The sequence below is a fragment of the Ruegeria sp. O4 genome (assembly GCF_056535125.1).
On record NZ_JBQERO010000016.1, the window covers coordinates 1 to 26,276 of the forward strand.

A 26,276-nucleotide genomic window follows, 5' to 3' on the forward strand; every position below is an offset into this window, starting at 1 on the left:
ACTCAGCATTGGGCTGGAAAAGCCCTGTCGCATTCGAAAGGAAAGTGGCTTAAACGAGCACTTGGGGCGGCACAAAAACGGGACAGGTCCATTTGTTCCAGGCGGGACGAAGCGCACGAATGGCAGGTAAGTTTGGTGTTTCCATGACTGATCCTCCGATCCGCCATGCCCTCCCACAACGACAACCCGACGTTGACCGAGGCAACATATCACAGGATGCTGCGCCGCATTCGAGGTCTGGAACGAGCCCAAAATACAAAATGCTTCAACGCGCTTTAAGGTCAGCGATGCGCAGAAAGCAGACTTTGCAAAGTCAAGCTAGGCCCAAACAAGGCATTGAGTTTTGCATTTGGTGCTGCACCGCTTCTTCCCAGAAGCGGACACTGGCAAGTAGCGGTTCTCCTTCGCGGATAAGGACAAAATCCTGTCTAAACCAATGAGGTTTCGCCCGAGGGTTTTGTCAGTGCCAAGCCTCGGAGATAACGTTTAACGGCGGGAACGGTGAAAAACGACCGTTTACGCTCAAGCTCTGGCTGATCACTCGGATATTGACTTCACCCTAACTATCAATGCCGCCGGGATAATGGAGTCTGTTCGCTGCAAGGTAACACGGTCACCTGTATCATCTCGATAAATTAGACCACTGTGCTCAAAGGAGGTAAGTGCAACCGCCCAGTATTCACACGCCTGACTTAGATCATCTGCGCCCCCACAACTCGCATTTGACCTGAAGAAGTCTTTATTAGACACCAGTTCCCATACAACATCCAAAGAAGAACGGGTGTGTGTTGTGAATATCGTGATGTCGCCACGAAGGTCCCAGACGAAGTAAGTTCGGTAAGCATTCCGTCCACCACGGAAATAATCTGTGTCTACAGAACGTCGTGTGCCAGCAAGACTTGGTTCATGTCCTGCCAATAGCTCTTGACGGCGAGGAAAAACAACCTTGGGCCCTACTTGAACAGCATCACGACACGAGTCGAAATATCTCTGAATCCTGTCGTCCGTGTAGTGTTCCTTTAGCTCAAGTTGATCTAATCCCTTCAGATACTGATATCGTCGTGAATCCTGAGTTTTAACGTCAAACAAGTATGGTGCTACACCAGTCTCGGTTAAGGTTCGCTCGGGGTTGCTGGATGTCCTAAATGCTTCTGCATTCAAGCAGAAGACAGCCGTCAGATTCGGCGCGTTCATCAATGGATTGCGAACAACGCCAAGTCTTTTAAAAAACCCAGCGACTTGGGGATTTCCGCTTTCCTCAATGTAGCCAATCGGTACTATCGCTTTGACGTTGGAGTCCGCTTGGACTTCATCCCATATCTCGTCCAGCGAGTATCCAAAGGATGATATAAGCCCGGACTCATCGCCGGAGACTGTCTTACCGCCCGCCTCTGATGAAATTCGCCGCTCCAAGAACTGCTGCGTATCAACGAGTTCAAGTTGTGCGTTACCAGTTATTATTCGAATGCCGGACCATTGTAACATTTCACCTTGAGCAGAGATGAATGACTGATTGCGAGCTACATCCACCCCAGGATACAAACTACTCCAAACTGTCTCTGCGCTCGCTGGAAATGCGTATGACAGTGCCCCAACCAGAAGGTTGATTAGTTTATTCTTCACTCTTGCAAACCTCTTCTGTTGCGAGCGACTTCTCCAAAACGGCAGTAACCCTAAATTCAAACTGTGTCTGTTGGTCGATACCAGGACCTTGGCAAGGGTTACTACTGTCGCTCCCACCAAAGCAAAGGTTTATCGGTATGTAACCCCATTCGCTCTCTTCGTGTGCCAGGTGTGCACAAGCGTCTTGCGTGAAATCAAAGTGTTTTCGCAACCGGTTTGTGTTTGTGGGATCGAAAGCCTTTGGCTGTCCATCAGCCACTTTTATCCCATACGTAACCTCATTTTCCTGTACATCGTAGAGGTTATCGCGTTTTTTGTATGGATTTCGCCGCTCAGGTTGGAGAAACAAATGCAGCCTATATCCAGATCTGTACATTACCCGATGTGAGATTTTTTGAATGTAGGTAACTTCCCGCCCGTCGTTGTCTTTAAACTGATGCACCTCGGTTCTTCGAAACTGTTCGGGCGACAGGACGATACGCAGTTGGTTCAAAGGGAATTCTTCGTGCTTCAAAAAGGTGTTTACTCGAAATAGACTAAATTCTGTTTGATCATCTGGCTCAACAACCGCACCCGCCAGTTGACTTATACGCTCTTCTTTCTCTTTTTCCGAGCCTAGAAGAACCTCTAAGTTCCGCAAGGCTCCGTCCACCGTATTTCCAATAGCCCCCAAAACCGCAGATTGGGACGTATCGGTTTCAAACAACGATTTGACGCTGCCGTCCAGTTCACCAACACTGGTGGATAAACCGCTAACGTTGCTACTAAGGCTTGAGTGTTTAAACGACAAATTGCTTAGCCAAATTAGTCCCACAATAGCGATCACTGCACCTATCGCTCCCGCTCCGACAAATGATGGGAAGATGAATCTTCTTAACCCCTTGGCCTTTCTTGCCACGATCCCTTGCAAACGTGTTTCAATGATTTTCTCAATATCTGATTTAGTGAGCTTTGTATTGTTGAATTGATTAATGCAAAACTCAAACTTGTCACCATCTTCCCAGACTCTCTTTACCGGAAGTGAATACTTCGCTGTTCTGGAAATCGACCTCTCTGTTTCTTGATGCAGTTCGGCAATTGATACCGTATTTTTACCGTTATCCACTCCTGAACTTATTGCTTCCTTGAAGTGCTCAAAAAAAACGGTGTTTCTCGCCTCTGGCTCAGCGATGGCTTTCTTGTCTCGTGGAACAGCACCTATTGCATAAGTACCTTCAACATCCAGCTGAGCCTCGATGCCGTCAACAGCATCCATTTCTCCTTCGATGGCTTGGCCAGCATAACAGCAGTCCAGCAAGAAAATTCTTTTCTTTGCAGTAGATTCAGCAATGGCAGACTTGACGGCTGATATTGGCACACCATCTATTTCTTTGTCGTAAGAAGTAGTTCCCGTAGTGCAGAAATAGAGCGGTTCCTTTGCATCTCCATATAGTCCGTGCCCACAATAGTAAACCAGAAGAGTGTCCTTTGCGGATTGCGCTATGTCCTTCAGCTTCTTGAGAAAAACCTCTCTCGATTCTACGTTTTCTACGACTTCAATGTCCCCAGGTTCTAGTCCTACAACTGAGACATCAGACAAAATTTCCTGAAAGTCGGCCAAGTTGGCTGATACTTGAGGGATTTCCGGGAGGTTTTCAGAGTCCGATGCCGAGACCGATGTCCCAATCAATATCGCCTTACTACCGGGTTGAAAGGATAGCATTATTCACTACCCAAGCCTAAGGTATTGGCGACGCGGACCAACTCTTCCGGTGTCAGGTTATCTGACTTGACAGTTACCTGTTCGTCACCTCGTGTGACAGAAATCTCAATCTTTTTTTTCTTCGCTTCGAGCCATGAGAAAACTTGCTTGACTAGTTCGACGGTAGCCTCAGCTCCAAGAATCGCTCCAAGAATCGCTAGTACAGTTGGACCCATCTCGCCTGGCTGCGGAGGTATTTCTTTCAATGAGAGGTCGTTTAAGCTCTGAATCCGAGAGGCCTTTAGCCAAGCCAGTAAATCTCTAGCATCCGCAACATCTTGTTCTCTGGTTGAATTGCCTTGGACCTCAAGTTCTAACTTCATTCTATCTCTCCAGACGCTTACGTGATCTTTTCAGCATTTTCCTAACTTCGCGGTCAGCCAAATTGAATGTCGCTACGCTGTGGTATACGAAATCGCTGCGTAGTAACGTTTTGCGTACGATGCGATTAGGGCTTTCTTGTCGGTTCCGTTCACTATCCGCCGAGCGCCTTCCCAATCTTGTTTCACGTTAACAAAATAGTCAGATAATTTCTTGCCAGTGAATGTTCCCTTGATCATTCCCTCAAATATAATCTCAGTTGCGCGGGGCAGATTAAGCACTTTATCTGCTTTAGCGCGGCTGCTGGTCAAATCTGTCCCTAGCCGGTTTTCCCAATCTGCATAATTGTAACGCCCAGTAATCTGCACAAAACCTCGCCCATGAAACTTAACTCCGTCTCCCTTGGCTAAGTTCCCTAGGCGCTTCGCCACCTTAGGGCGGTCCCCTTCTATGTCATACATTCGAAAAAAATAGCTATCGCTGCCATACTCTTTGATTGGCTGCATCTTGCGATCAACTTCATGATGGGCGGTGGCCAAAACATACGCCAACCATCTGTCATCTTTTGCAGCATGGTGCTTCTCCCAATAGTCCAGAAGGGCAATCAAACCCTGGACTTGTTTTTTGCGAAGTAAGCCATCGAATAGTGTGAGGCGCACCGTATCAAAAAAGAATTTTCTATTAATATTACTCAAGCCTACCTCCCCAAAAAACGCACAAGCCATTGAAAATGTAACAAAATAAAGAAGCTGTAGCTTTCGCCAAAGCAACTTTAGCGCGATTCTTATGATTTGGGCAACTTTTGTGCCGCTGATCCCGCTGAACCATCACTGTACAATGCGCAAACGGGTGAGTTTAAATTTACGATCAGAGATTTTATCTTGGGGGCTTTGGTTTTGGTTTACTGCGACAAATCTCGCGTTTGTCCTAGTTCATAGTCTTCTCTTTTATCCCAATATTGTGAGGCTAGAAGAAGTGTCTGACGAGTAACGATATATGTGCGCCTGGAAGTATGCTTGAACTCAGAAGTCTGCGCTTTGTTTCCCAAAAACGATGGACTGCTTCCCGTCCTGCCTTCAGGCCGGGCATATCCGCTTTGGGCTGCGTGCGGCCAATCATGCTAACAGCAGACAACGATGGCACCGAGCCCAATTCAGTCGTTTACAGCAGACAACATGATTTCCTGAACGTCGCGCATGTCCTAGTCAATGGCTTGGTGCAAAACTGAAAAGCGTGATTGTGAATGCCTGCTTCAGGCTGGGACCAGCCAATCATGCTTGCTGCGGAGAACGGCAACACTGAGCCCGTTTGACCGGATGCTGCGGTTTGAACAGAGGTCCGCTTTAGACAAGATGCAGAAGCTATCGTGAGCACCCTGTCGACTTGCCAAACCTGCCTAGCACGTTGCGTGTGATCTGTTCGACCTGTCTGTCCTGTCGGATCAGGCCCGCTACCCATTCGCAGGTCGCAGCGGTGAATATCTCACCCTTGCCACGCGGCCACGAGATGATCATTCCGTTGCCGCGTTTGCAGGCGTCCAGAGTTTCGGGTGTGACCGCTCCGAACAGCACCTGCGCCTTGAACGCCGCGTCGGCTGACCCGATGTAAGGCGTCTCGCCCCAGATGCCGTGATCCGCCTCGATGTTGGTGGCCAGCCCCATTGCAAGGATCTCGATCTCTGGAACGGCCCCGTCGGTACAAGTCGGGTATGGCAGCCCATCTTCGAAGCGGTAGTCCAGCCCGTCGACCTCGTACCCGAATATCCGCGACCGGGCACCCAGCACGTCGCCATAGCCGACACCTGCTCCGTCAAACGCCCAATGATCGTCGCGATAGATCGTGAAACCGCCCGCTCCGCCGCCCACGCAATTGCCAAGACCGGCATAGACACCGCGAAGGGCGTTGACCCCGAAGGTCAGGGCACCGGGGCGGCCCACCGGCGCGACCTCGAAGGCGCCCGAGACGAGATGCTCCTGATTCGTGCCCATCAGCGGATCCTGATCTGCGATATACTTGTAACAGACTTGCGTGCGACCCTCGTTCTCGATCCTAGTCTGCCACAGGAAATTGCCCGCAAACCGCGCGACATTGCCGCCACCGTCGACATAGGCGTCGACCGCATCGCGCATCTCCGCGCTCCAGTATTCATCGTGGCCGACGAACACGGCGCAGGCGTAGCGGTTCAGCACGTCTGGCTCGCGATGCAGATCATGCTGCGTGATCACGTCGAAGTCATAACCTTCACCCTCGGCCCAGCGGGCGAAGTGACGCTCGTAACTGGCCCAGCCCGCCGAGGCGTATTTCTTGGAGTAGCCATAGGCATAGGCCCATTCCATGTAGGGATAGCGCACCATCTCGCCGGGTCTGGTCGGTTGTTCGCGCAGCGCACGGGGGGCGCCCTCGGGCAACTTGCAAAAGCCGCGCGTCCAGGGACGCTGGGTCGAGACAACTGGGGAAAAGGAGTTGCCGTCCGGTCCTGTGATGCCCTCGTAATGATTCGAACCGCCCCAGCAATTATAGGCCAGCCATGTGCCCGTTGCGCAAACCAGCACGTAGGGCGGTGGCGGGGCGTCGGACGCGCTTCTGACCAGGATAATATGGTGCTCTTCGACCAGATCATCACCGCGACGGGCGCGAAGTGTCATCAGATAGCCGCCGGGCGTCCAGCTTTCGGGGATTGTGAAGGTGAAAGTCTCGGGCCAGCCGCAACCATTGACCGAGCAGTCAGCCGGTGTGGGATGGTGCACCCCCTCAAGGCCCGTTTCCGTCAGAAGCGGTTGATAGACCAGCCCGTCGCGTCCGATTTCAAGATCCCATTCCGTAGCCGTTGTAGACACATGAAGCGCGACGCGGTCGCCCGGGGCATAGCTCATCTCGGGCGTGTAACCCCAGATTTCCAGCACCCGGTCATCGCGGGCTGGTCCTATGTAATAATGATCAAGGATATGGCGCGCCCTTGCCCGTGTACGCGGTGTGATGACGGGGCTGATCTGATCCTGGGTCATGTGTCTACTCCGGCAGATAGCGTTCCGACCAGCTCTCGGCGGCGGCGCCTGTGTCGATCATGTCTTGAATGTCGGTGTCACCGTAACCCAGACACGCAAGGATCGCGCGCGTGTTCTGTCCGTATTTCGGCGCAGGGCCGGGGATAGTGATCTTCGCGTTGCCCGGGCGCACCGCATTGGGCGCAACTAGATCGACCCAACGGCCCATTGGGTGGCGGTCGTGGCGGACGGCGCGGAAGGTTGCGTTGCGAATGTCGATCGCGCCTTCGCTTTCCCGTTGGAGCCCGACATCGCGGGTGTCATGCAGCGAGCCCAGCGGCGTAACTCCGGCCGAACTGCCGGCAAAGGCATGTGCCCAGTGGGCGGCTGGTCTTTGCGCAAACCGGCTGGAAAGCGCGGCCTCGATGTCGTCTGCGCTTGCTGCAAGATCGGACAATTCCGGAACGCGGGCCAAGGCTGTTTCACGTTCCGTCGGCGCGGCAAAGAACATCCATCCATCAGATGCGGCGTAGCAGCGATAGAAGGCCCCCCAACCGCGTGTTTCGCGCCCCGAAGGTTCGTCAAACGCGGGCCGGCCATCGAAATCATACATGAATTGCGCCTGGATCATTTCGCCCGCCGCAGCAAGAGAGGCGCGGGCGATGCCGCCCTTGCCGGTCAGCCGCAGCCGTTCCAACGCAGCACCTAGCGCCACACAGGCGCAATGCCCCGTGAGCGCATCGATTGTACCGAAATGGGCGTGCTCCTCCGGTGTCTCCGGCCCGCCGCCAAAGCGGGTCATTACCCCTGTCGCCGCCTGCGCCAGATCATCATAGCCAAGATGATCCGATTTCGGCCCCCTCCGCGGCCCGCCCCAGGCATCAAGCTGCACCAGAATGAGGCGTGGATTGATGTCGTTCAGGCGCGTTTCGGTCAGGCCCAAAGCTGCGCGTTGCTGATCGGTGCCATTCATGGTGATCACGTCCGCCTCGGCCACCAGCCGCCACAACACCTCCCGTCCTTTCTCCGAGCGCAGATCGAGCAAGACGCTCTCTTTCCCGCGCTGCGCGTGCAGCCCGAACACCACCGCGTTCCACGGATCGACAGAGGGCTTTACAGGCTGAACCAGCGTGACCCGCGCCCCAAAGCGCGCCAGCGTCGAACCGATGGTCGGCCCGGCAATGACGTTTGTAAGGTCCAGAACCTTCAGCCCATCGAGCCAACCGCTCTTGCCATCGCCGCCAGTGGGAGTTCGAGGCGGTTCCGAAAGAACGCCGGCAAGCGCGCCGCGAAATTCATCGGCCACGGGTCCTGCGGTCTTGTCCATCGCGCCCGGATCATCAGCGAGCCAGGCCACATTGCCCATCTGACGCATCCGCCCGTGGCGGGGATCGTCCAGTTCGATCACCAGCCCTGACGCCAGCGCATGGTCGTCCGACAGCCATTCGGCGGTGTTCCGCTGTGCCGTGGCAGGAGCTTTGGCGGCCCCGAACAACGCTTCCCACTCATGCGACGGGCGGGTCAGAAACGCCGCCTTCATCGCGTCCGAAAGCCGCTTGCGATCATTTTTGCCCACAGGATAGCTGCGCAAGGCCCAGTCAGCGGGCCAGTCCGAACGATCGACATAGACATCGAAATCCGGCAGCTCCTTCAGCAGATCGGCCAGCCCCAGAACCTCCAGCACCCGTTGGGGATGGTTCACAATCGAGCAGGAAACGATGTAGAATCCCCGCCCATCAGCACAGGTATAGGTGCTGTAGAACGGATCGAGAAATTCCGACAGCTCGGCAAAGCTCAGATCGTTGGGCAGCCCTTCGCGCGCCCGGCGCTCCAGCTCCAGCTCGCGCGGGGATTTGTAGCGATCGGGATAGTCCTCGATCTGCTCGCAATTGTAGACCAGCCCCTCCAGCAAGGCCGAGGCCAGCGGCACCTCGATATGCTCGCCCCCCATCCGCTCTCTTGCAGTCAGGGCAAACAGCACGGACATCGCACCGAATGCTGCACCATAGGCAGAGGCCAGCCCAAGCGGCGTGAAGGACGGGTTGATCCCCATCAGCCGCCGGTTCAGGCCCATGTCGGTGAATTGTCCCGTGCGCGCCGCGATCACGGCCTCCCATGCGGCAAGACCCGCGAACTCCGGATCGGTGGAGGCAAAGCCGGGCAGCGAGAGCGAAACAATGCTTGGGTTTGCCTGCCTGAGGGCCTCCGGGCCTAGCCCCAACCGCTCCATCACGCCGGGTCGGAAGTTCTCGATCACCACGTCGGCACGGCGCACCAGCTCGAGCGCCGTGTCACACCCGGCCTCTGTCTTGAGATCGAGTGTCAGCGCCCGTTTGCCGCGCGACAGCATGTCAAAGGCCGGGTCCTGCCATTTCGGCCCGCCGGGCGGGTCGATCCGGATCACCTCGGCGCCAAGATCGGCCAGCATCATGCCAACCAGCGGACCTGCAAGGTAATGCCCGAAATCAAGGACACGGATGTGGGAAAGGGGGCGATTGTGCATTGTCGCAGATTCCTGATCTGGATGTGTCTACCAAGCACTCTAGAAACCTGAGCCGCCAAAGATCATACTCATACTGCCAAAAACCGGATTAGTTCTGCCAATGCGTTCCATCAATGTCTGTGTCTTCCTGTGCGATGCCTTTTCCAACATGGTGCTGGCATGTCTTCTTGAGCCCCTGCGCGTTGTCCGTGATCAGACGGGCGCCAACATAAGCTGGAGCATTCTAACTGAGGGTGACCGCGCCGTCGCAAGTTCCAGCGGGCTCAGCGTTTCTCCCGAAATGCCCATAGCCGCGGCGCCTGCTCCCGATCTGGTCATCATCATCGGTGGAGACACCTTTCGCGACAGGAAGGAAGCAACAGCGCCTCGCATCCTTGGCCGGCTGATGCAGGGGGCCGTTGTGATTGCCGCCGATACCGGAGCCTGGGTGCTCGCGCGAGGCGGGTTCCTGAACGGTCGGAAGGCCACGTTACACTGGCAGATTCTCGAGGAATTCGCCGAGGAGTTTCCCAAGGTCGAGGTCCTTTCCGATCGCCATGTGCAGGATGGCCGTTTCTGGACATGTGGCAGTGCGGCCGCGGCTTTCGATCTGATTTTGCAGTTCATTCGGGATCGTTTCGGCGCTTCCATCGCATTCGACGCCGGTGCAATGTTCCTGCACGACAACTCCCGGCGGCACGGTGCCTCTTATCCCGATCAGGCATTGTCGCAAGCGGTGTCCCCAAAGCTGAAACGCGTTGTCGTGCTCATGTCCGAAGCGCTCGAAACATCACGGTCTATCCCCGCCCTCGCGGAACAGGCACACATATCCGAACGGTCCTTGCGCCGTCTGTTCTGGACGGAATTGCAGACCACGCCGGGGCGATACTACTTGCTTCTTCGTCTGGCCCGCGCCCGCGAACTGCTTCGATACAGCGACCTCTCACTCGATCAAATCGCTCTGCGTTGCGGCTTTGCGAATGCGACCACGCTGACGCGTAGCCTGCGTAAGAACTTCGCATCCGATCCGCTTCAGGATCGTAAGACAAATCTGTGACCATTCCTGCCTACGCTTTGGTGAAACGCCCCAAAGTTCGAACGACGCGTTTTCGAGCTCCGCTGGGCGTGGCTTTCACCAATCGGCACGTGCAAAACCGGCCGTTGGCAGGCTCCCCTCGAATGGCAGCAAAGTCCTGCAGACTGTGAGTTCGTGCACCCTGAAAATTTGCGCCTGCAGCGAACGGCCGGTTCGACGGGCCGCACCGCAGCGGCGACATGTGTCGATGAACGTCCGCTTCGGGCCGTCCTCATCGTTGTAATCTTGGCCTAGTCCGAAGATGCTGCAGTCGATCTTACGGCGGCAGTGAGCCCAGAGCGGCAGATGCTGCACCAGCCAGGAATGGCAGCAGTGCGCAAAATGTTGACTCTACAACGCTGAACGAACGGCGCACACTGGACTTTGATCACACTCTCACTCACTGAGGTGCAGAATTCTCCAAACCGGTCGATTGCCGAATTCGCAGTTGGTAAAATAGTTTACGTTTTGACTGTCATCTCCGGTACTAGTCACTCGGTCAAAAGAGCCGAAAGCTCATCCGCCCCTTTTTGCAGTATTCCCAGAAACGACATCAGACTGTTGACGTCATGACGTTGTGTCGGCGCATGAACCGAAAGCGTGCCTACCAATCGGCCTTGCCCATCCTGAACGGGTACAGCTAAGGCAGTCATTCCGGTCATGAATTCCTCGTCATCGGTGGAATAACTATTCTCAGAGATACGTTGGATCTCCGCTCGCAGCGACTTGGGATCAGTCAGCGAGCGCTCCGTCTGTGGTTGTAGATTTCCCGCTGAAAGAAAACCGTCCAGCGTTTTTTGCCGCAGTGTGGACAGGTACATCTTGCCGCTGGCCGTACAATGGAAAGGTACCTGAGTACCAACCGGAAGCTGAATCCGCAGTGGCCACTTCGTTTCCACCCGGTCCAGATAGATCATCCCCTCGCGGTCTGGAATGGCGAGATTGCAGGTTTCACCAACCTGCTCGGCGACGCTGCGCAAGATCGCCAGACGCGCCGTACGCAGGTGCTCGGAAGACATCGTATTAACTGAAAGCAATCGCAGTCGGTGTCCAGGGCCGTATGAACGCCCATCCAGATCGCGCTGCAGGAAGCCCTCGGCTTCTGCGGTTTGCAACAGGCGGTGGATGGTTGGCTTGGCCAGGCCCAGTGACTCGATCAGGTCTGACGGTTTGACGGCGACCCCGCGTCGCGCCACCTCCTCAAGGATGAGAAGAAGGCGCAAGTTGGTCGGTATCTGAGTTTCTTTGTCTTTTGTTTCCGTCGCGGCCATTCCGTAACAGTCTAGTTATTTGGCAGCAGGATCAAGGCCAGATCGGGTACTAGCGACACCAAAACCCACACTGACAGCAATGCGACCAGATAGGGCACAGTGTACCGCAGCAGCCGGAAATAGGGCACGCCGGTCACGCCTGAAGCCACATAAAGGTTTAAGCCATATGGCGGAGTGATGAACCCGATAGATGCCCCAACAAGGAAGATCACCGAGAAATGGATCGGATCAATTCCGACTGACGCCGCTATCGGGGCAAGGATCGGGGCCAGGATGATCGTCACAGGTAGGCTTTCCAGCACCATGCCCGAGAAGAAGACGATCACCATCGAGGTGAACAGCACCGCATGGTACCCACCCATTGAGGTCACGAAATCCCCAATGGTCTGCTGTGCGCCAAGCAATGACAGGATCTGCTGCATCACCACCGAAATCGCGATCAGCGGTGCAAGAATTCCGGTGATCTGGGCCGAACGGATAACGATCGATGGGATCTCAGGGATCGTAAACCCTTCGACTACGAACATCTCGGCATAGCTCTTCTCGGTTGGCGATATATCATTCCGCGCGCCCATGATCCGGTTGATCGGATAGCTGACCAATCCTGCGATCACGCAGAAGCCAACTGTCACGCCCGCTGCTTCGGTCGGAGAGAATTTGCCCGTGTAGATGCCCCAAAGCACCAGTCCGATGGCGAAGAACCCAAGCCATGCGCCAAAGGCGGTTTTCAACACTCGGTTCAGCTGTAGCGGGATCAGATGCCCCCAACCATTAAGGCGGCAAATGATCCAGCACGCGAACTGCATGCCAAAGACCATCAGTGCGCCAGGAAGGATGCCCGCAACGAACAGTTCGGAAATCGGCAGGTTCATAAGAAACCCGTAGACGATAAAGATGATCGACGGAGGAATGATGATGCCCACCGTGCCGCCCGCCGCCGCTGTGGCCGCGCTGAATCGTTCGTCATAGCCGCCTTTCACCATCTCAGGATGTAACATCGAACCAATTGTGGCTGTCGTCGCCGAGTTGGATCCCGAGATTGCTGCGAATAACCCGCAGGCGCCAAGCGAGGCCATCGCCAACCCGCCGCGTATCCAGCCCAGACAGGCATAGGCAAAATCGCTTAGACGCCGCGCAATGCCCGATTTGTTGATAAGGTCTCCGGTCAGGATGAACAGGGGCATTGCCAGTAGGGCAAAACCCTTGTTGAACACGTTCAGCAACTCGGCGCCCATGTTGTCCAGCGTCAGACCAAGGACAAATGAACAGCCTATGACCCAATAGCCGATCACCAACAGGACCGGCACGCCCAACATGAACAGAAAAGTGACCCCAAGCGAGATCAGTGTGACCATGGTTCCATCTGTCATCAGTCTGCTCCGATCACTGCCTGCTTGATCAGCGGCTCACCTGTTTTCCAGTTGTGCAGATCGTCGGCGAGGTTTTGAAACACCCGCCCGACCATCAGAAAGAACGACAGTGGTGCGGCCAGAAGGAACCACCACTGCATGATGTTGTCGGTCCCCAGAACGATCTGAAAGTTCGATGCCGATAGGGCGACCAGCCTGGACGTGGTCACGATGACGATCACTGCGAATATGAACCACAGCACGGCGTCAAGGATCAGGCAGGCCAATTGCCCGCCGCGCGGCATGGCAGAGCGGAATTCACTAAAGCTCAAATGTGTGCGTAGACGGACGTTGTACGAGGCCCCGAACCACGCCATCACCATGAACAGCAGCGGTGGAATAGTAGTCGACCAGGGCTCTTGATCGTTGAATACGAACCGGTCGATCACGCCCCAAAAGATGATCAAGGCAATGGCAAGGTAGGAGTACACCATCACCGATCGTTCCAGATGCCGTTCGATGAAGGGCACGGCCCGATAGATCAGCATGATGACGAACCCGCCCAGGGCCGAGACAATCGCGCCTAACACCCAGGTTGCGTTGGATTCCAGTGCGGATTGAATCTCGAACGAATCCTGGCTGAGAAAGGCGCTGAATATCGCGCCGATATCTGCCCAAAATGACATCTACCCCGTCCTCCTAATCGGTATTTGTTGAACCGGCCCAGCGGGGCCGGTTCGGTAAGTCTATCAGGCCTGGCCTTTCCACCAACGGCGCGGCTCGACATTTTCCGGTAGTGTATCGGCTGGAATCTCACGCGCGATGTCATAGATTTCCTGATAGGTATCGATGCCACCTGCCCATTTGTTCAGGCGTTCACGCCATTGCGCCCAGGGCTCGGGGTTGTAGTTTGGGGCGCACATTTCCTCGGCCAGTTTGATCTGATCATCCGCCAGAAATGCCGGGCGCACGCCGTTTTCGGCAAAGATCGTGTCAGGCAGTTGCGGGTCCGAGAAGCCCACGGTGTTCAACAGCGCCGCCTCATTCGCGCCCTGAATCAGCGCCTGCGTAAAGTACGAAGATTCCATCACAGCATCCTGTAACTCGCCGCTCAGCCCATCAAACACCTTTGCTGACATTGAGGTATGTTCGGTTCCGCAGAAGAATTTCAGGTTCACTGACTGCGAGACCACCGGCGCCATGTTGGCATAGGCAACGGCCGAGGCCCATGTTTCGGCCCCGTCGATCAGACCAGTCTTGAGCGCGTCCAGAGTCTCTTCCCATGCCACCGGCACCGGGTTCAGGTTCAATAACTGCATCGCAATCCGGCCCAACTGCGTGCCGGTCACGCGGTTTTTGGTGCCAAACAGTTCTTCCAGTTTGGTGACGGTCGGTTTGTCTGAAAAGGTCGATCCCATTTGCAGACCGCGCAATTCGCAATGAGTGAACAGGAACTTCAGCCCATGCCGTTTCTCCAGCGGATCACGCAGGATGCGCTGGCTCGCCGGGCTGTAGAAGAAATGATACTGTGCCGCGCGACTGGGGAACATATACGCGTAATCCAGCACGTTCAGATAGGGCGCACCGCCGGCAGAGTTCTGGGTCGATGCCGCATAGATGTCGACGATACCCTGCTGTGTCTTCTCAACACAGCTCAACTGTCCGCAGATCTGATTGTCACCGATGAATTCAATCCGAATCTCGCCATCCGTTCGCTCTTCCAGATCCCGTGCGAACTCGATTGCGCCTGCGCGTTCAATCAGCAGGTTGCGGGTGTTGAAGCCCGACGCGCCGAATTTCAGCGTGTGCTTCGGTTCTTTCGAAAAGCGTTTCTCGTAAGTTGATTCGGCAGCCTGTGCCAGATTCGCCAGGCTCATTGCGCCACCGAACCCGCCTGCTGCCAATAAGGTCGAGCTCATGCCGTAACGGCCCGCAACTCGGAAGAAATTCCGACGCGAAATACCACTTAGTTTCCGACCAATCTCCATTGCTTACCTCCCTGATCACAATTATTGAGACGTTTTGTATCAAAAAAGGCTAGTATAATTCGATCAACTTGCATAGAGTTTTTTTCAGCAACTTTCGGAGGAGGCAGTCATGGAGGTGGATTATGCGGTTGTTGGCGCGGGGTCTTCGGGCTGTGTCATTGCCAATCGGCTAAGCGCTGATCCCAATACGACGGTTGCGCTGCTTGAGGCTGGTGGCCGCGATACGAACCCGTGGATTCACATCCCTGTTGGCTATTTCAAAACAATGCACAATCCATCGGTCGACTGGTGTTATCGGACCGAACCCGATCCCGGCCTGAACGGTCGATCCATCGATTGGCCACGCGGTAAGGTGCTGGGTGGGTCATCCTCTTTGAATGGGTTGCTATATGTGCGCGGCCAGAAAGAGGATTACGACCGTTGGCGTCAGATGGGCAACGAAGGTTGGGGCTGGGAGGACGTGTTGCCACTGTTCAAACGCTGCGAGGATCAAGAGCGCGGCGAGGATGAATTCCACGGTGTCGGTGGACCTTTGTCTGTGTCCAACATGCGCATCCAACGTCCCATCTGCGACGCATGGGTCGCTGCAGCGCAGGCCGCAGGTTATCCGTTCAATCCAGACTACAACGGGGCCGAACAAGAGGGCGTCGGGTACTTTCAGTTGACCACCCGCAATGGTCGACGCTGCAGCGCAGCCGTGGCGTATCTAAAACCTATCCGGGGTCGTCAGAACCTCAACATCATTACCAATGCCTTGGTAGCGCGGGTGGTTTTAGAAGGGAAAAAGGCAACCGGACTGGTTTATCGGGATCGTTCGGGTGCTGAACAAACTCTAAAAGTCCGGCGCGAGATCATTCTGTCCGGTGGGGCGATCAATTCCCCCCAAATTCTGATGTTGTCGGGAATCGGAGACCCAGATCATCTAAAGGAAAACGGTATCGAACCGCTGCACGCCCTGCCGGGTGTCGGCAAGGGTTTGCAGGATCACTTACAGGCGCGGCTTGTGTTTAAATGTAACGAGCCGACTTTGAATGACGAAGTCCGCAGCCTGTTCAATCAGGCGCGAATTGCCCTGAAATACGCGCTGTTCCGCGCAGGCCCGATGACCATGGCCGCCAGCCTTGCCACCGGTTTCATGAAAACCCGCCCCGAGGTTGAAACCCCCGACATTCAGTTTCACGTCCAACCCTGGTCCGCTGACAGTCCTGGCGAGGGAGTGCATCCGTTTTCAGCGTTCACGATGTCGGTGTGCCAACTGCGCCCGGAAAGCCGCGGAGAATTGCGGTTGAACGGTCCCGATCCGTCTAAACACGTCAAAATCGTCCCTAACTACCTGTCCACGGAAACGGATTGCAAAACGATCGTCGATGGCGTGAATATCGCACGTGGGATTGCCAAACTGGCCCCTCTGGCTTCAAAAATTTCCGAGGAATTTCGACCGACGGCAGAGCTGAGTTGCGACGATTACGAAGGCACGCTAGATTGGGCCAGATCCAACACCGCATCAATCTATCACCCAACCGGAACTTGCGCGATGGGAAGCAATGGCATGTCCGTTGTCGACGCAAAACTAAATGTGCATGGAATAAAGAACCTAAGGGTAGCTGATTGCTCCATTATGCCGGATATCGTCAGTGGCAACACTAATGCGCCAGCAATTATGATAGGCGAAAAGGCAAGCGACTTGATAAGTGCAGATGCCTGACAGTCCCTCCGTCTTGTCCGCATGCCATGCAAAATGCCCAAAACACTCGCAACCGATGGATCAGTGCGCCATTCGCGCAAGCTCAAGCTGTTTGGTCGGTGGAGTCTGGTCGCAACTTGCGCTTTGCCTAACTCATGACTCATGAGTCATGACTGACAGTGATCTGGGAGCGACCATTGGTCAATGATCTGTGGAGCATCTAGCGCAGGGACTTAACACCACACCAACCTCGCGAAGCATGCATAAGCGGACGCAGACACTTTCCTAAAGTTCAACTCTTAACGTCCGCTTTCCTATTTTTAGGCGTACAAGTACTGCACTTGCTGAGATAGACATACACAGCCCTGGGTCGCGAACTTGAATGTTCCCTAATTGTCTGGGTGCGGACACTGCGTCGGTGAACGCTATTGGCAGCTAAGTCCCGCAATCTGTGAGTTCGACGAGGCCCGGAGTTCGCGCTTGCGGCGAATGTCCGGAAAGCGGGCTGCAACCGCAGAATTCAGGACTAAGGTCGAACGGCATCTGTGGGTGGCTCCTGCATTGCAAGAGTTTTTTGGCGATTTCTGCGGTCGATTTCGTCAGTACTGTCGTCTGTCCGGCCTGTTCGTGCGGTGGTGTTCCGCTGGCCCTGATGAATTCCGCGAGCGAGGTTCCAATCGGCTTATCGGCCTCGGAAGAGGGCCGCTGCCATTCCCGGAGTGTCCTTGCTCTTGGTTGACTTACTTCCGCATCATCACTTCAACGTCTTGCATCTCGTGGGCAGTCGGTGTGGTTAGAACGCCGGCTGCCGGTATTCCTGTTTCTTCGTGAGCATCGCCCAGATGGCCCGCGCTGCCTTGTTTGCCATGGCGACTGTTGCCAGCCGGAACGGCTTGTCAGCGATGATTTTGGCAGTCCAGAGATCGACCTTCTCGGGTGAGCGTTTCGCCATGACCGCGCGCGATGTCATGCTCACGACCAAAAGTTTGCGAATGTAACGATCGCCTTGCTTTGTGATCTTGCCCAGCTTCTCCTTGCCGCCGCTCGACTTGTTGAGCGGGGTGAGGCCCAGCCATGCGGCCAGATCTCTTCCTGTCCGAAACTGATGCGCGTCACCGATTGTGGCGACAATTGCTGACGCTGTGATCGGCCCGATGCCAGGCATGCGCATCAATCGGCGTGCATCTGCACTCAGCAATGCATGTTGCTCGATCATCTTCGAATAGCCGTCAATGCGTTCATTCAGGCCGATGAACTGATAGCACTGTATGCCAAGCATGCCGTTCGCGATTTCAGGCATGTCGGGATGATCGCCGCTCAGATGGCGCTTCGCAAAAGCCGTCACCGCTTCGATCCCGATGGGCAATATTTGCCCAAACTCGCGCAATAGGCTGCGGATCATGTTGGCCAACTGTGTGCGCTGTCGGACGGCCAGGTCGCGCGTTCTGTGAATGGATAATATGGCCTGCTGGTCTTCCGTCTTGATATCTACGAAACGCATTGTCGGACGGCGGACCGCCTCGCAAATCGCTTCTGCGTCGACAGCATCGTTTTTTCCGCGCTTAACATATGGTTTGACATATCCGGCAGGCATGAGCTTCACATCATGCCCGAGCTTGCGCAGCTGACGACCCCAATGATGGGATGAACCGCAGGCTTCCATGCCAACCGTGCACGGTGGCAGTGTCTCAAAAAACGCCAGCAGCTTCGCGCGTTTGATCGCCTTGTTGAAGATGACGCAGCCGCTCTCCGAAATGCCGTGTACTTGAAAAACATCCTTGGCCAGATCGAGGCCGACGGTCTTTACTGTCATTGGGTGGCTCCTTTCCTAGCAGTCTTTGACAACTGCACTTTGGCACATTCGATGCCGGTGGAGCAGGAACCACCCACCTCATCCGGATTGGGCCGTTCTCCAAGTTTCCTTTCGACGTTGAGTTACTTGAGGCCGGTACCGCTTTGGAGGTTGGAGGGCATCCTTTGTGCGTATTTCGGAAGCCGCTTCCCGGTCAGGGCCCAAAATCGATACAATCCGCTATTACGAGGCGGCGGTGGTAGTTCCAAACGTGGCCCATGGTACGGACGGGCAACGTAGTTTTTACGACCCGGTCGGGCTTTGCGGTGCTGGCGCTTTGCCGGTTTCGGGGTGCAGTGAACCATGCGGGGCAGGCCCTAGCCGGAATCTCGGCCCTTGCCTCCACCCTGGTTTGCCGACGCCCCGAGGGGGCAACCTGATACCGGAGGCATGAATTCTCTTCACATTCCTGTGCCAGCCCTTTGCAGACAGGTGTCCAGCCGTCAGGATTGCGCATCCCCCGACCGGAGATTCCAATGCGCCGTCCTGTCCTGTTCGCCTTTCTCTTCGTCGCCGGTACAGCGCTCGCCAGCCCCGACCGCTGGGAACTTGAGTGGCCGCAGACCAATTTCAGCCGCAGTGCGGTCACGGATTGGTCCGAGATTCAGTCCGGCGGTCCGCCCAAGGACGGAATCCCTGCGATCAGCGATCCCAATTTCCTGCGCGTTTCTGACGAAACGAGACTGGGTAAACGCGAGCCAGTAATCACGCTTGAGATCGACGGGGCCGAGCCTCGAGCCTATCCGATACGCTATCTGGTATGGCACGAGATCGTGAATGACAGCGTCGGCGGTATCCCGGTGGCCGTCACCTTTTGCCCATTGTGCAATTCCGGCATGAGCTTCGATCGGCGCACCGCTGCGGGCACGCTCACATTCGGCGTCTCAGGTAAGCTGCGCCATTCCGACATGGTGATGTATGACCGCGAAACTGAAAGCTGGTGGCAGCAGGCCATCGGCCGGGCCATCGTCGGCGATCTGACAGGCACCGAATTGAAGACCCTGCCCACTTGGATGGAAAGCTGGGAGGAGTTCAGCAGCCGTAACCCGGATGGGCTGGTGATGAACGAACCGGCCTATATTCGCGACTATGGGCGCAACCCTTATCGCGGCTATGACACCCTGTCGCGGCCCTTTCTCTATTCCGGTGAAAACCCGCCCCATGGCATCAACCCACTGGCGCGCGTGATCCGCGTCGGCGACAAAGCCTGGACTCTGGAGAGGCTGAGAGCAGAGGGCGAGATCTCTGAGGCCGGGATAACGCTCTCCTGGCGCGCGGGGCAGGCCTCGGCCCTCGACACCGGGCGCATCGCCAAGGGGCGCGATGTAGGCTCAGTCCGGGTGCGTAACGCATCGGGACAGGATATCGCCCATGATGTCATGTTCGCCTTTGCATTCCACGCCTTCTGGCCGGAAGGCAGATGGATGCTGGCCGACGGGGGTGAACGTACGCTCTCGAAATGACCGCTTGACGGACGCGGGCCAGACAGCCATCAGCCGCGTGCAATCAAGTTAGCAATGCCCCTGCCGTTCCGACGAAGAGAACGCACCATGCAACGTTTCAAGCGTATGCGAAGTTTGCTGAAATTCGCCTCCGTCCACTCCTCCGTCTAAAACCATTTCAACCAGGAAAGATCGCTCACCAGCCGAGACACCCTCAAGCTGACACGGTCCGCCGCTCTTGCCGAGTTGCGCAAACTTGGTGCTGTATATTGGTGCTGTATAAAGGACAGTTCTTTTGGCCTAACGGAGACAGGTTCGAATTTGTCTGACAGCACCTTTGTCTGACAGCACCGGTCAAGCACCCGCGGCCAGTGATACTAGCGATTCGGGTTCCATGCCGTTGACACCGGCATCGGAGACTAAGTTGCTTGCAAGCAAGTTTTTGAAAACGCTTCCGTTCCACTGCTTTCCCTAGCGTAAACTTATCTCCTTGCATTGCTGTGTCGCAGAAAGGATAAAATCTCAATTGGAGATAATGCGGGGTGGGCCCGCAAAACACTAGGACTTAAGACAATGGAAAAAATCCAGAACTTCACAGCGATTTGGAAAGATGCGATGGGCGAATTTCCCCTCAAAGCCGCAGTCTTCGAAAATGCGTTCAGAACTTCCACATCGCTGAGCGAAAAACTGTCGCGCATTTCATTAGAAGCGGCTGAAAAATCAACGGATATTTCCAGCGTGTGGACCAAAGATACCATTGTCAAGCTGACCGAAGTGTCAAAAGCCAAGGCGGAGCCAACTGAGTACGCAAAAGCTGCCACAGATTTTTTGTCGGGCGCTACCGAAGACGCCACTGAAATGATGTTTGCTTTTGCCGAGATCGCCAAGAAAGCCCTGATAGACACTGTCGAGTTGCTGATGACCGCCGGCAGAGACATCACCAAAGAATCCGCCGCTGCAAAGAAAGCCTTAGCAGCCTAATTCGGAACAAGAGAACAGAATTGCGCCGTTTCTTATTAATTGGTGCAATAGAGAAGGGCAGATTGAAGAATCTGCCCTTTATGCGCGTGTGTAAGAGGATCGAAACGTTATGTATGATATGCTCCGGTGCGCACCTATGTAACGTAGCCCTATGTAAAGGCGGCGTGAATATCGCTTATTTACAAGCCTCCGATGGGGGAAACCATTGATCGCCGTCGAAAAAGATATCCGTATCCTGTCATCCTTTTGGGAATTTTTTGGTCAAGAAGCGGTTGCTCGTTCCACAGGCATAAATGATTGGTTAACCCGTAGACTATTAGTTTATGACAACCCAAACTTTGGCGGTGCAGCGAATGTCGGCAATGCGGGCTGCGCTGCAGCGTTCCGAAGGTACAACGCAGGTCTGGTTTGGGCCGTCCACGAGGGCCGAAATATAGTAGGCATTCGATCTGATGTTTAACCACCTCCAACTGCGGTTGTGAGCGGTCTTTGTAGCAGCGCCGTGATATCCCGCCATCGAACCATCTTCCATACGTGAGCGATCATTCAAGACAAAGGGCGACAGTGAAAGCTCGGTCAGGCCTCAGCTATGATGGTTTCATCTGCGAATGCTGCAACTCTCTCAGCAGCTTCCAGGGCACCTTCGAGAAATCCGCCGTACCCGCGTGCGGTTTCGGTTGAGCAGAAATGGACACCTCTTTCCGCAAGGCTGCCAAGGACAGAAGGCAAGCCGTAGCTTGGGTGGAAGCGCACCGGAACGCGATCCTGCGTGCGGGAGATTTCCGAGATTGTGGCCCAGTCCTGCAGTTCCAGATCGAGGGGCTGCGCCATCTTGGGGCCAAACATCGCCGTAAGTTGCGCCAGGGCATCGTCCATCATGGCGTCCTTGTGTGCCTCGCGCGTGTCGGCGGGATAGCCGACGAAACCGAACAGCGCGTAGGGACCGCCCTTCATGGGAGAGGCGTCGTGGATTTCGACCATAGGGCCGCGATGGCTCATGGCGTCACCCGAAAGCCCGGCATTGCGCCAGTGGGGCTCATCGTAAACCGCGAGGATCTTGGCCTGCCCCGCCATCCAGGTCGGGACGTTTTTCAAGGCCTGGATCTGTGCTGCATCCAGCGCCGGCTCGAATTTGACGGTTTCCGCAATCACCCGCGGCGGGATCGCCAGCATGATTTGCCGGGCTTCAACGGAAAGGGCCGTGCCGTCATGGTCGAGAGATGCAGTGATCATGCCCGGAGAATGATTGACCGATTTGAGGCTCGCCTGTGTCAAGACGTGACCGGCATCCAGAGATCCGGCAAGCGCGTCGATCATGGCGCCCATGCCCCCGGCAAGCCGGTAGGAGCCCTGCATCGAGGCATAGCCGCGGGCACGTTGGACGGCGCCGGACTGGTCCTGATACATCTGATCGCCGGTGGCAAACTGTTCGAACACCGGGATTCGGAAACGCCGGGCCAAGGCGGCCATTCGCGGCTGGCCGGGCCAGAACCAGGCCGGGCCAAGGTCGAACTTTCCGCCCGACAGGTCTTTGGTCAGGATGCGCCCGCCCAGGCGGTCCTGCGCTTCGATCAGAAGGAAATCCGTGCCGTTTCGTGTCAGCTGATCGGCAAGGGCAAGGCCGGAGAGACCTCCGCCAACAATCAGAGTATCGGTTTGCATCAGAATGCCTCCCCTTTGGGTCTGAGATCCAATTCGTGGGTCCAGGTGGATTGCGGTTGGTTGGCCAGCGCCAGATAGGTCTGAGCGATGTCCACAGGTTTCATCATCCGCGCCGGATCCATCTTGTGCAGATCCCGGCTGGCCCTGGTGTCGACGATCCCGTCCAGAATCACATGCACCACATGCACGCCTTGCGGCCCATATTCGCGGGCCAGGGATTGGGTCAGCGCCCGCAAACCTGCCTTTGCCGAAGCGAAGGCTGCAAAGTTCTTGCCGCCGCGCAGGCTGGCCGTAGCGCCTGAGACGATGAAAGTGCCGCCCCCGGTATCGACCATCGCCGGCAGGACCCGGTTTGCCAGGTTGACGGTGGACAGGACCATGGCCCGCCAGGTGGCCTCGAAATCCTCGATGCTGGTGTCCTCGAACGGCGAAATCACAAGTTTCGCGGTGTTCTGAACAACAAGCTTCGGCGCGCCATGGGTGCAGATAATGTTGCGCAGCTTGGCCTTTGTGTGTTTCGGATCCGCCAGGTCGACTTGCAGAATTTGGTCGGCACCCGACGGGATCGTCCGGTTCAGACCAAATGACGTATAGCCATTCTGACCAAATGCCGAAACCAGCGTCTGCCCAAGCCCCGGACCGGCGCCAGCGACAATTGCAAGGGGTTTGCCCATGATCCTATCCTTTGCCCGGGATGACCGGCGGTTCTGCCAGGTGGTCGGATTTGACCCATAGATGGGCACCTTCCGGCCCGGCCGTGGCATCGAGCGCCATACCCGGCGGCAGACGCAGCCACGAGTTTTTCCCGAAGACCTCTCCGCCTTCGGTAAAGCTGCCTTCGATCACCAGTGCCTCGAACCCCTTGTGGTCGGTCACATTCACATTGGCCGATGCATCCCAAAGCTCGATCCGAACCCTTTCACGGGAATCCTCGAACAACGGGATTTCGGACACGCCCTCAGTGACCGGGCGCGGCGCCTCAGCGGTAGTGTCGATGGTCAGTTGGGTGCGATCATCCGGGTCGAACTGCCAAAGCTTGACCAGGATCGTTGCCCCATCCGCCGCGCTTGGCGTATGCGACGTGGTCGGCGGGTTGCGCACATAGGTGCCGACGGGAAAATCCCCGTGCTCGTCCTGAAAGACGCCGTCAAGCACCAGAAACTCTTCGCCACCGGTATGGGTATGGGCCGAAAAGGCGCTGCCTGGTGCATAGCGGACAATCGTTGTTGCCCGTGCAACCTCGTCGCCGATCCGGTCGAGCATGCGACGGTCGACACCCTTCATTGGCGAGGGGACCCAGGGCTCGTTCTCCGAGTGGACGACAGCGCGTTCATCAAAGTTTGCATTGATTTCCATGGCTCATTCCCTTTCTCAAAGGTTGATCTTCATGCCGACGGCAATCGGCACAACCCGTTCGCCGTATTGGCGTTCCAGCGCGTTTGTCGCACGCCAACCTGTGCAGTGGCCGGGCATGATCAGGTCGATGTCGAACTGCGCAAAGTCGGCGACGGTCCGGTCGATGATCTTTTCGTTGCCACCGGCAAGGTGAAAGCCGCCGGTTAGGCCATGGATCGGCACTCCGGGGATATCCCTTTGAGCGGCATGAAGGACATTGACGATACCCGCATGGCTACAGGCCGAAAACACCACCAGCCCTTTGCCCGCGATGTTCACCGCCACATAGCGTTCGTCCATGAGCAACGGGTCGTCTTCCCAACCCGCGCCGTCTTCGGTGCGGCGGACATGACCCGGAAATCCGACCTCGTAATCCGTGACACGGGGAATTTCGCCCGAAATATAGAACATATCGTCCAGCACGCTGACCGGTTGATCCGTAACAACGGGTGTAGCCCCCTGCGCAGCCAGGGCTTCGGGCGTGGCGATTTCGCGAATTTCGATCAGTTCCCCCGATGAAAGCGGAAAGGCGCGTTTGGCAAACATCCCGGGATGCAGATAAACCGGCAACTCGCCGGTCTGGCCGTCCTTGCGGATCAGGTCGATTGCCGCTGGAATGCCGCCTGCATGGTCCCAATGCCCATGCGACAGGGCGATCGCCTCGATGGCTGCAAAGGATTTGCCAAGGCGTGATGCGTTGAACTCGACGGCAAAATCCACCGGCCCGGCGTCAAAGAGCAATGTATGTTCCGTCACACCGCGCCGGGCTGTGATGATCAACGCCAAGCCGTGATTGGCACAACACTGACCGGCGCCCGAGATTTGCTTCATCCCGACGTTGTGGAGGTTGATCCACTCATGGGTGAACCCCTCGGGCACGCTGGACAGGCTGTCCGTCCGGTTGTCGATGAGAACGAGAATCTCGACACTGTCGATGGGTTGCAGATCGGCGGACATGGGACTTCTCCATTTCGAATTGCCGGGGCGGACAGGTGCCCGCCCCGACGTAAGGCGTCAGGCAGCCAGGCGCTGCTTGAGCGCTTCCGCGAGTGGTGGTGCCGACGCCGGGCTTTGGCCGGTCATCAGGGCGCCATCTTCGACCACGTTGGCCTCCCAGTTGGCCTTGCTGACGTAGGTGGCGCCACGGCGTTTCAGTTCATCTTCGAGAGAGAACAGAAGGTGATGCAGAAGCTCGATCTCACTGTCTTCGTCGTTCTTGAAACCGGTCAGGCTGAGGCCCTCAACCAGGTAGCTGCCGTCTGACTTCTTGATATCCCGCAGTATGGCCGGCGCGTGGCAGACCATCGCGACAGGCCGTTCGGATTCGTAGAACTCCCGGATCATCTTGATAGCATGGCTGTCCGACGCCAGATCCCAGATCAATCCATAACCGCCGGGTACGAAAAGCGCATCGAAGGTCGAATAGTCGATCTCGCGCAGTTTGCGGGTATTCTGTACCGCGAACATGGCCACCGGATCGTTGAAGAAGCGGTCAGTGTTTTCGGTAGTGAACGGAGCCTTCATCGACAGCAGGTCAATCGGCGCGTTGCCGCCTTTGGGCGAGGCAAAGACAACCTCATAGCCCGCTTCCGTCAGGACGTAATACGGGGTTGCGACCTCTTCGAACCAGGTGCCGGTTTGCTTGCCCGAGATGCCCATTTCGTCAACGGACGACATGACCAGCAAGACGCGTTTTTGTTTGTTTCCAGTAGCCATCAGCGTGATCCTTTCATCAATATCTATCTATCACTAGGTAGATAACAGTTAGAAGTTGATTCCTGGGCTGTCAACGTTTATCTATCAATCGGTAGATTGGAGGTAGTCATGCCACTGACAATGAAAGAAAAAATTCTCATCGCCGCCGAGAAACGCGTGCGCAGTGCGGGCTTTTCGGAGATGAGTTTCCGTGACCTGGCGAACGATGTGGGAATCAAAAGTGCCAGCGTACACTACCATTTCCCCACCAAACCGGATCTCGGGGAGGCTCTCGTCACCCGCTACGCCGAGCAATTCAAGGCAGAACTGGACAAGATTGACCTGAACGATCTGCAAACCGCTCTGGACTGCTTCGTTTCGCTCTACTCCAAAGCGCTTGTGCTGAACGAATCGATATGCCTTTGCGCCGTCATGGGCGCCGAGGCCATCGGACTGCCGGAAAACATCAACCAACGCACAAAAGCCTTCTTCGAGATGAACAAGGCATGGCTCCAAAATCTGCTCGTCAAGCATGGGGTCAAGGATGCCGCTGACAAGGCAAACCTCATCGTCGCCGCCCTTGAAGGGGGCATGATCGTCGCATCAGCGTCAAACGATCGATCGATGTTTGAACAGGTTGCCAAAGCTGCAATTCGCGGCGTTGGTACGATTTAGGAACAGAAGCTAGCAGTGCGTCCCATGCGCAGGGGCGGGGATCTGTTGCAAACCTT

The 26,276-nt window shown here is 55.9% G+C and carries 21 protein-coding genes and 1 pseudogene; 6 read left to right on the forward strand and 16 right to left on the reverse strand.

Translation table 11 applies throughout. The features are described from left to right. Positions 1-537: 537 nt before the first annotated feature. The 6 genes from ACR0J7_RS15780 to ACR0J7_RS15805 form a co-directional block, all read right to left on the reverse strand. Positions 538-1,623, reverse strand: coding sequence for a hypothetical protein (locus ACR0J7_RS15780; RefSeq protein ID WP_480914862.1), 1,086 nt, complete (start codon positions 1,621-1,623; stop codon positions 538-540). Beyond that, on the reverse strand, positions 1,613-3,325 hold the full coding sequence (locus ACR0J7_RS15785; protein WP_480914864.1) for a caspase, EACC1-associated type: 1,713 nt from the start codon (positions 3,323-3,325) through the stop codon (positions 1,613-1,615). Before ACR0J7_RS15785 ends, ACR0J7_RS15780 begins: the two co-directional genes overlap by 11 nt. Continuing rightward, the gene (locus tag ACR0J7_RS15790) at positions 3,325-3,687 is read right to left on the reverse strand and encodes an effector-associated constant component EACC1 (protein WP_480914866.1); all 363 of its coding nucleotides are present in this window, start codon (positions 3,685-3,687) and stop codon (positions 3,325-3,327) included. The genes ACR0J7_RS15785 and ACR0J7_RS15790 overlap by 1 nt, the downstream gene beginning before the upstream one ends. Positions 3,688-3,759: 72 nt before the next feature. Then, the gene (locus ACR0J7_RS15795) at positions 3,760-4,380 is read right to left on the reverse strand and encodes a hypothetical protein (RefSeq protein ID WP_480914868.1); all 621 of its coding nucleotides are present in this window, start codon (positions 4,378-4,380) and stop codon (positions 3,760-3,762) included. Between the two features lie 666 nt (positions 4,381-5,046). Next, positions 5,047-6,690 (reverse strand): N,N-dimethylformamidase beta subunit family domain-containing protein, encoded by a 1,644-nt coding sequence (locus ACR0J7_RS15800; protein ID WP_480914869.1) that lies wholly within the window; start codon positions 6,688-6,690, stop codon positions 5,047-5,049. Positions 6,691-6,694: 4 nt separating this feature from the next. After that, complete coding sequence (locus tag ACR0J7_RS15805) at positions 6,695-9,172, reverse strand: CoA transferase (RefSeq protein WP_480914870.1); 2,478 nt, start codon at positions 9,170-9,172, stop codon at positions 6,695-6,697. A 100-nt stretch (positions 9,173-9,272) separates the two neighbouring features. Between ACR0J7_RS15805 and ACR0J7_RS15810 the strand changes: the two genes are divergently transcribed. Next, positions 9,273-10,208 carry a GlxA family transcriptional regulator gene (locus ACR0J7_RS15810; RefSeq protein ID WP_480914872.1) on the forward strand — a complete coding sequence of 312 codons (936 nt, stop codon included), beginning with the start codon at positions 9,273-9,275 and terminating at the stop codon, positions 10,206-10,208. A gap of 509 nt (positions 10,209-10,717) precedes the next feature. On the opposite strand, the gene ACR0J7_RS15815 is transcribed toward ACR0J7_RS15810, so the two are convergent. The 4 genes from ACR0J7_RS15815 to ACR0J7_RS15830 all read right to left on the reverse strand — a co-directional run bounded on the left by ACR0J7_RS15815 (position 10,718) and on the right by ACR0J7_RS15830 (position 14,834). Further along, complete coding sequence (locus ACR0J7_RS15815; protein WP_480483850.1) at positions 10,718-11,497, reverse strand: IclR family transcriptional regulator; 780 nt, start codon at positions 11,495-11,497, stop codon at positions 10,718-10,720. Between the two features lie 11 nt (positions 11,498-11,508). After that, a complete protein-coding gene (locus ACR0J7_RS15820; protein WP_480483849.1) occupies positions 11,509-12,867 on the reverse strand; it encodes a TRAP transporter large permease in 1,359 nt (452 codons plus the stop codon). After that, entirely contained in the window at positions 12,867-13,532 is a 666-nt protein-coding gene (locus tag ACR0J7_RS15825; RefSeq protein WP_480483848.1) for a TRAP transporter small permease, read from the reverse strand. The genes ACR0J7_RS15820 and ACR0J7_RS15825 overlap by 1 nt, the downstream gene beginning before the upstream one ends. Before the next feature lie 63 nt (positions 13,533-13,595). Next, positions 13,596-14,834 carry a TRAP transporter substrate-binding protein gene (locus tag ACR0J7_RS15830; RefSeq protein ID WP_480914874.1) on the reverse strand — a complete coding sequence of 413 codons (1,239 nt, stop codon included), beginning with the start codon at positions 14,832-14,834 and terminating at the stop codon, positions 13,596-13,598. A 109-nt stretch (positions 14,835-14,943) separates the two neighbouring features. Between ACR0J7_RS15830 and ACR0J7_RS15835 the strand changes: the two genes are divergently transcribed. Next, on the forward strand, positions 14,944-16,539 hold the full coding sequence (locus ACR0J7_RS15835; protein WP_480483846.1) for a GMC family oxidoreductase: 1,596 nt from the start codon (positions 14,944-14,946) through the stop codon (positions 16,537-16,539). A gap of 772 nt (positions 16,540-17,311) precedes the next feature. On the opposite strand, the gene ACR0J7_RS15840 is transcribed toward ACR0J7_RS15835, so the two are convergent. Beyond that, complete coding sequence (locus ACR0J7_RS15840) at positions 17,312-18,331, reverse strand: IS110 family RNA-guided transposase (RefSeq protein WP_480900618.1); 1,020 nt, start codon at positions 18,329-18,331, stop codon at positions 17,312-17,314. 515 nt (positions 18,332-18,846) lie between these two features. Here ACR0J7_RS15840 and ACR0J7_RS15845 point away from each other — a divergent pair. The 3 genes and pseudogenes from ACR0J7_RS15845 (at position 18,847) to ACR0J7_RS15855 (ending at position 20,793) form a co-directional block, all read left to right on the forward strand. Continuing rightward, complete coding sequence (locus ACR0J7_RS15845; protein WP_480900620.1) at positions 18,847-19,833, forward strand: DUF3179 domain-containing protein; 987 nt, start codon at positions 18,847-18,849, stop codon at positions 19,831-19,833. Between the two features lie 60 nt (positions 19,834-19,893). Then, positions 19,894-20,076: pseudogene (locus tag ACR0J7_RS15850) on the forward strand (IS6 family transposase); the annotation flags it as partial. A 309-nt stretch (positions 20,077-20,385) separates the two neighbouring features. Beyond that, positions 20,386-20,793, forward strand: a complete 408-nt coding sequence (locus ACR0J7_RS15855) for a phasin, PhaP (protein WP_480478556.1) — start codon at positions 20,386-20,388, stop codon at positions 20,791-20,793. A 576-nt stretch (positions 20,794-21,369) separates the two neighbouring features. Here the strand turns inward: ACR0J7_RS15855 and ACR0J7_RS15860 are convergent. From ACR0J7_RS15860 to ACR0J7_RS15880, 5 genes are read right to left on the reverse strand one after another with little or no spacing between them, the layout of a single operon-like run. Then, positions 21,370-22,455, reverse strand: a complete 1,086-nt coding sequence (locus ACR0J7_RS15860; RefSeq protein WP_480914876.1) for a flavin monoamine oxidase family protein — start codon at positions 22,453-22,455, stop codon at positions 21,370-21,372. Next, entirely contained in the window at positions 22,455-23,129 is a 675-nt protein-coding gene (locus ACR0J7_RS15865; RefSeq protein ID WP_480488936.1) for an SDR family NAD(P)-dependent oxidoreductase, read from the reverse strand. Before ACR0J7_RS15865 ends, ACR0J7_RS15860 begins: the two co-directional genes overlap by 1 nt. A 4-nt stretch (positions 23,130-23,133) precedes the next feature. After that, complete coding sequence (locus ACR0J7_RS15870; protein WP_480488934.1) at positions 23,134-23,811, reverse strand: cupin domain-containing protein; 678 nt, start codon at positions 23,809-23,811, stop codon at positions 23,134-23,136. A gap of 15 nt (positions 23,812-23,826) precedes the next feature. Beyond that, positions 23,827-24,807, reverse strand: a complete 981-nt coding sequence (locus ACR0J7_RS15875; RefSeq protein WP_480914877.1) for an MBL fold metallo-hydrolase — start codon at positions 24,805-24,807, stop codon at positions 23,827-23,829. A 57-nt stretch (positions 24,808-24,864) separates the two neighbouring features. Next, on the reverse strand, positions 24,865-25,566 hold the full coding sequence (locus tag ACR0J7_RS15880; protein WP_480474287.1) for a type 1 glutamine amidotransferase domain-containing protein: 702 nt from the start codon (positions 25,564-25,566) through the stop codon (positions 24,865-24,867). A 108-nt stretch (positions 25,567-25,674) separates the two neighbouring features. On the opposite strand from ACR0J7_RS15880, the gene ACR0J7_RS15885 reads away from it, so the two are divergent. Next, positions 25,675-26,220 (forward strand): TetR/AcrR family transcriptional regulator, encoded by a 546-nt coding sequence (locus ACR0J7_RS15885; protein WP_480484710.1) that lies wholly within the window; start codon positions 25,675-25,677, stop codon positions 26,218-26,220. Positions 26,221-26,276: the final 56 nt, after the last annotated feature.

Coding starts and splice junctions, on each gene's coding strand:
- ACR0J7_RS15820 (WP_480483849.1), bottom strand. CDS start 12,867: ATGACAGATGGAACCATGGTCACACTGATCTCGCTTGGGGTCACTTTT.
- ACR0J7_RS15840 (WP_480900618.1), bottom strand. CDS start 18,331: ATGACAGTAAAGACCGTCGGCCTCGATCTGGCCAAGGATGTTTTTCAA.
- ACR0J7_RS15815 (WP_480483850.1), bottom strand. CDS start 11,497: ATGGCCGCGACGGAAACAAAAGACAAAGAAACTCAGATACCGACCAAC.
- ACR0J7_RS15860 (WP_480914876.1), bottom strand. CDS start 22,455: ATGCAAACCGATACTCTGATTGTTGGCGGAGGTCTCTCCGGCCTTGCC.
- ACR0J7_RS15855 (WP_480478556.1), top strand. CDS start 20,386: ATGGAAAAAATCCAGAACTTCACAGCGATTTGGAAAGATGCGATGGGC.
- ACR0J7_RS15785 (WP_480914864.1), bottom strand. CDS start 3,325: ATGCTATCCTTTCAACCCGGTAGTAAGGCGATATTGATTGGGACATCG.
- ACR0J7_RS15790 (WP_480914866.1), bottom strand. CDS start 3,687: ATGAAGTTAGAACTTGAGGTCCAAGGCAATTCAACCAGAGAACAAGAT.
- ACR0J7_RS15870 (WP_480488934.1), bottom strand. CDS start 23,811: ATGGAAATCAATGCAAACTTTGATGAACGCGCTGTCGTCCACTCGGAG.
- ACR0J7_RS15810 (WP_480914872.1), top strand. CDS start 9,273: ATGCGTTCCATCAATGTCTGTGTCTTCCTGTGCGATGCCTTTTCCAAC.
- ACR0J7_RS15885 (WP_480484710.1), top strand. CDS start 25,675: ATGCCACTGACAATGAAAGAAAAAATTCTCATCGCCGCCGAGAAACGC.
- ACR0J7_RS15875 (WP_480914877.1), bottom strand. CDS start 24,807: ATGTCCGCCGATCTGCAACCCATCGACAGTGTCGAGATTCTCGTTCTC.
- ACR0J7_RS15880 (WP_480474287.1), bottom strand. CDS start 25,566: ATGGCTACTGGAAACAAACAAAAACGCGTCTTGCTGGTCATGTCGTCC.
- ACR0J7_RS15865 (WP_480488936.1), bottom strand. CDS start 23,129: ATGGGCAAACCCCTTGCAATTGTCGCTGGCGCCGGTCCGGGGCTTGGG.
- ACR0J7_RS15830 (WP_480914874.1), bottom strand. CDS start 14,834: ATGGAGATTGGTCGGAAACTAAGTGGTATTTCGCGTCGGAATTTCTTC.
- ACR0J7_RS15805 (WP_480914870.1), bottom strand. CDS start 9,172: ATGCACAATCGCCCCCTTTCCCACATCCGTGTCCTTGATTTCGGGCAT.
- ACR0J7_RS15845 (WP_480900620.1), top strand. CDS start 18,847: ATGCGCCGTCCTGTCCTGTTCGCCTTTCTCTTCGTCGCCGGTACAGCG.
- ACR0J7_RS15835 (WP_480483846.1), top strand. CDS start 14,944: ATGGAGGTGGATTATGCGGTTGTTGGCGCGGGGTCTTCGGGCTGTGTC.
- ACR0J7_RS15825 (WP_480483848.1), bottom strand. CDS start 13,532: ATGTCATTTTGGGCAGATATCGGCGCGATATTCAGCGCCTTTCTCAGC.
- ACR0J7_RS15800 (WP_480914869.1), bottom strand. CDS start 6,690: ATGACCCAGGATCAGATCAGCCCCGTCATCACACCGCGTACACGGGCA.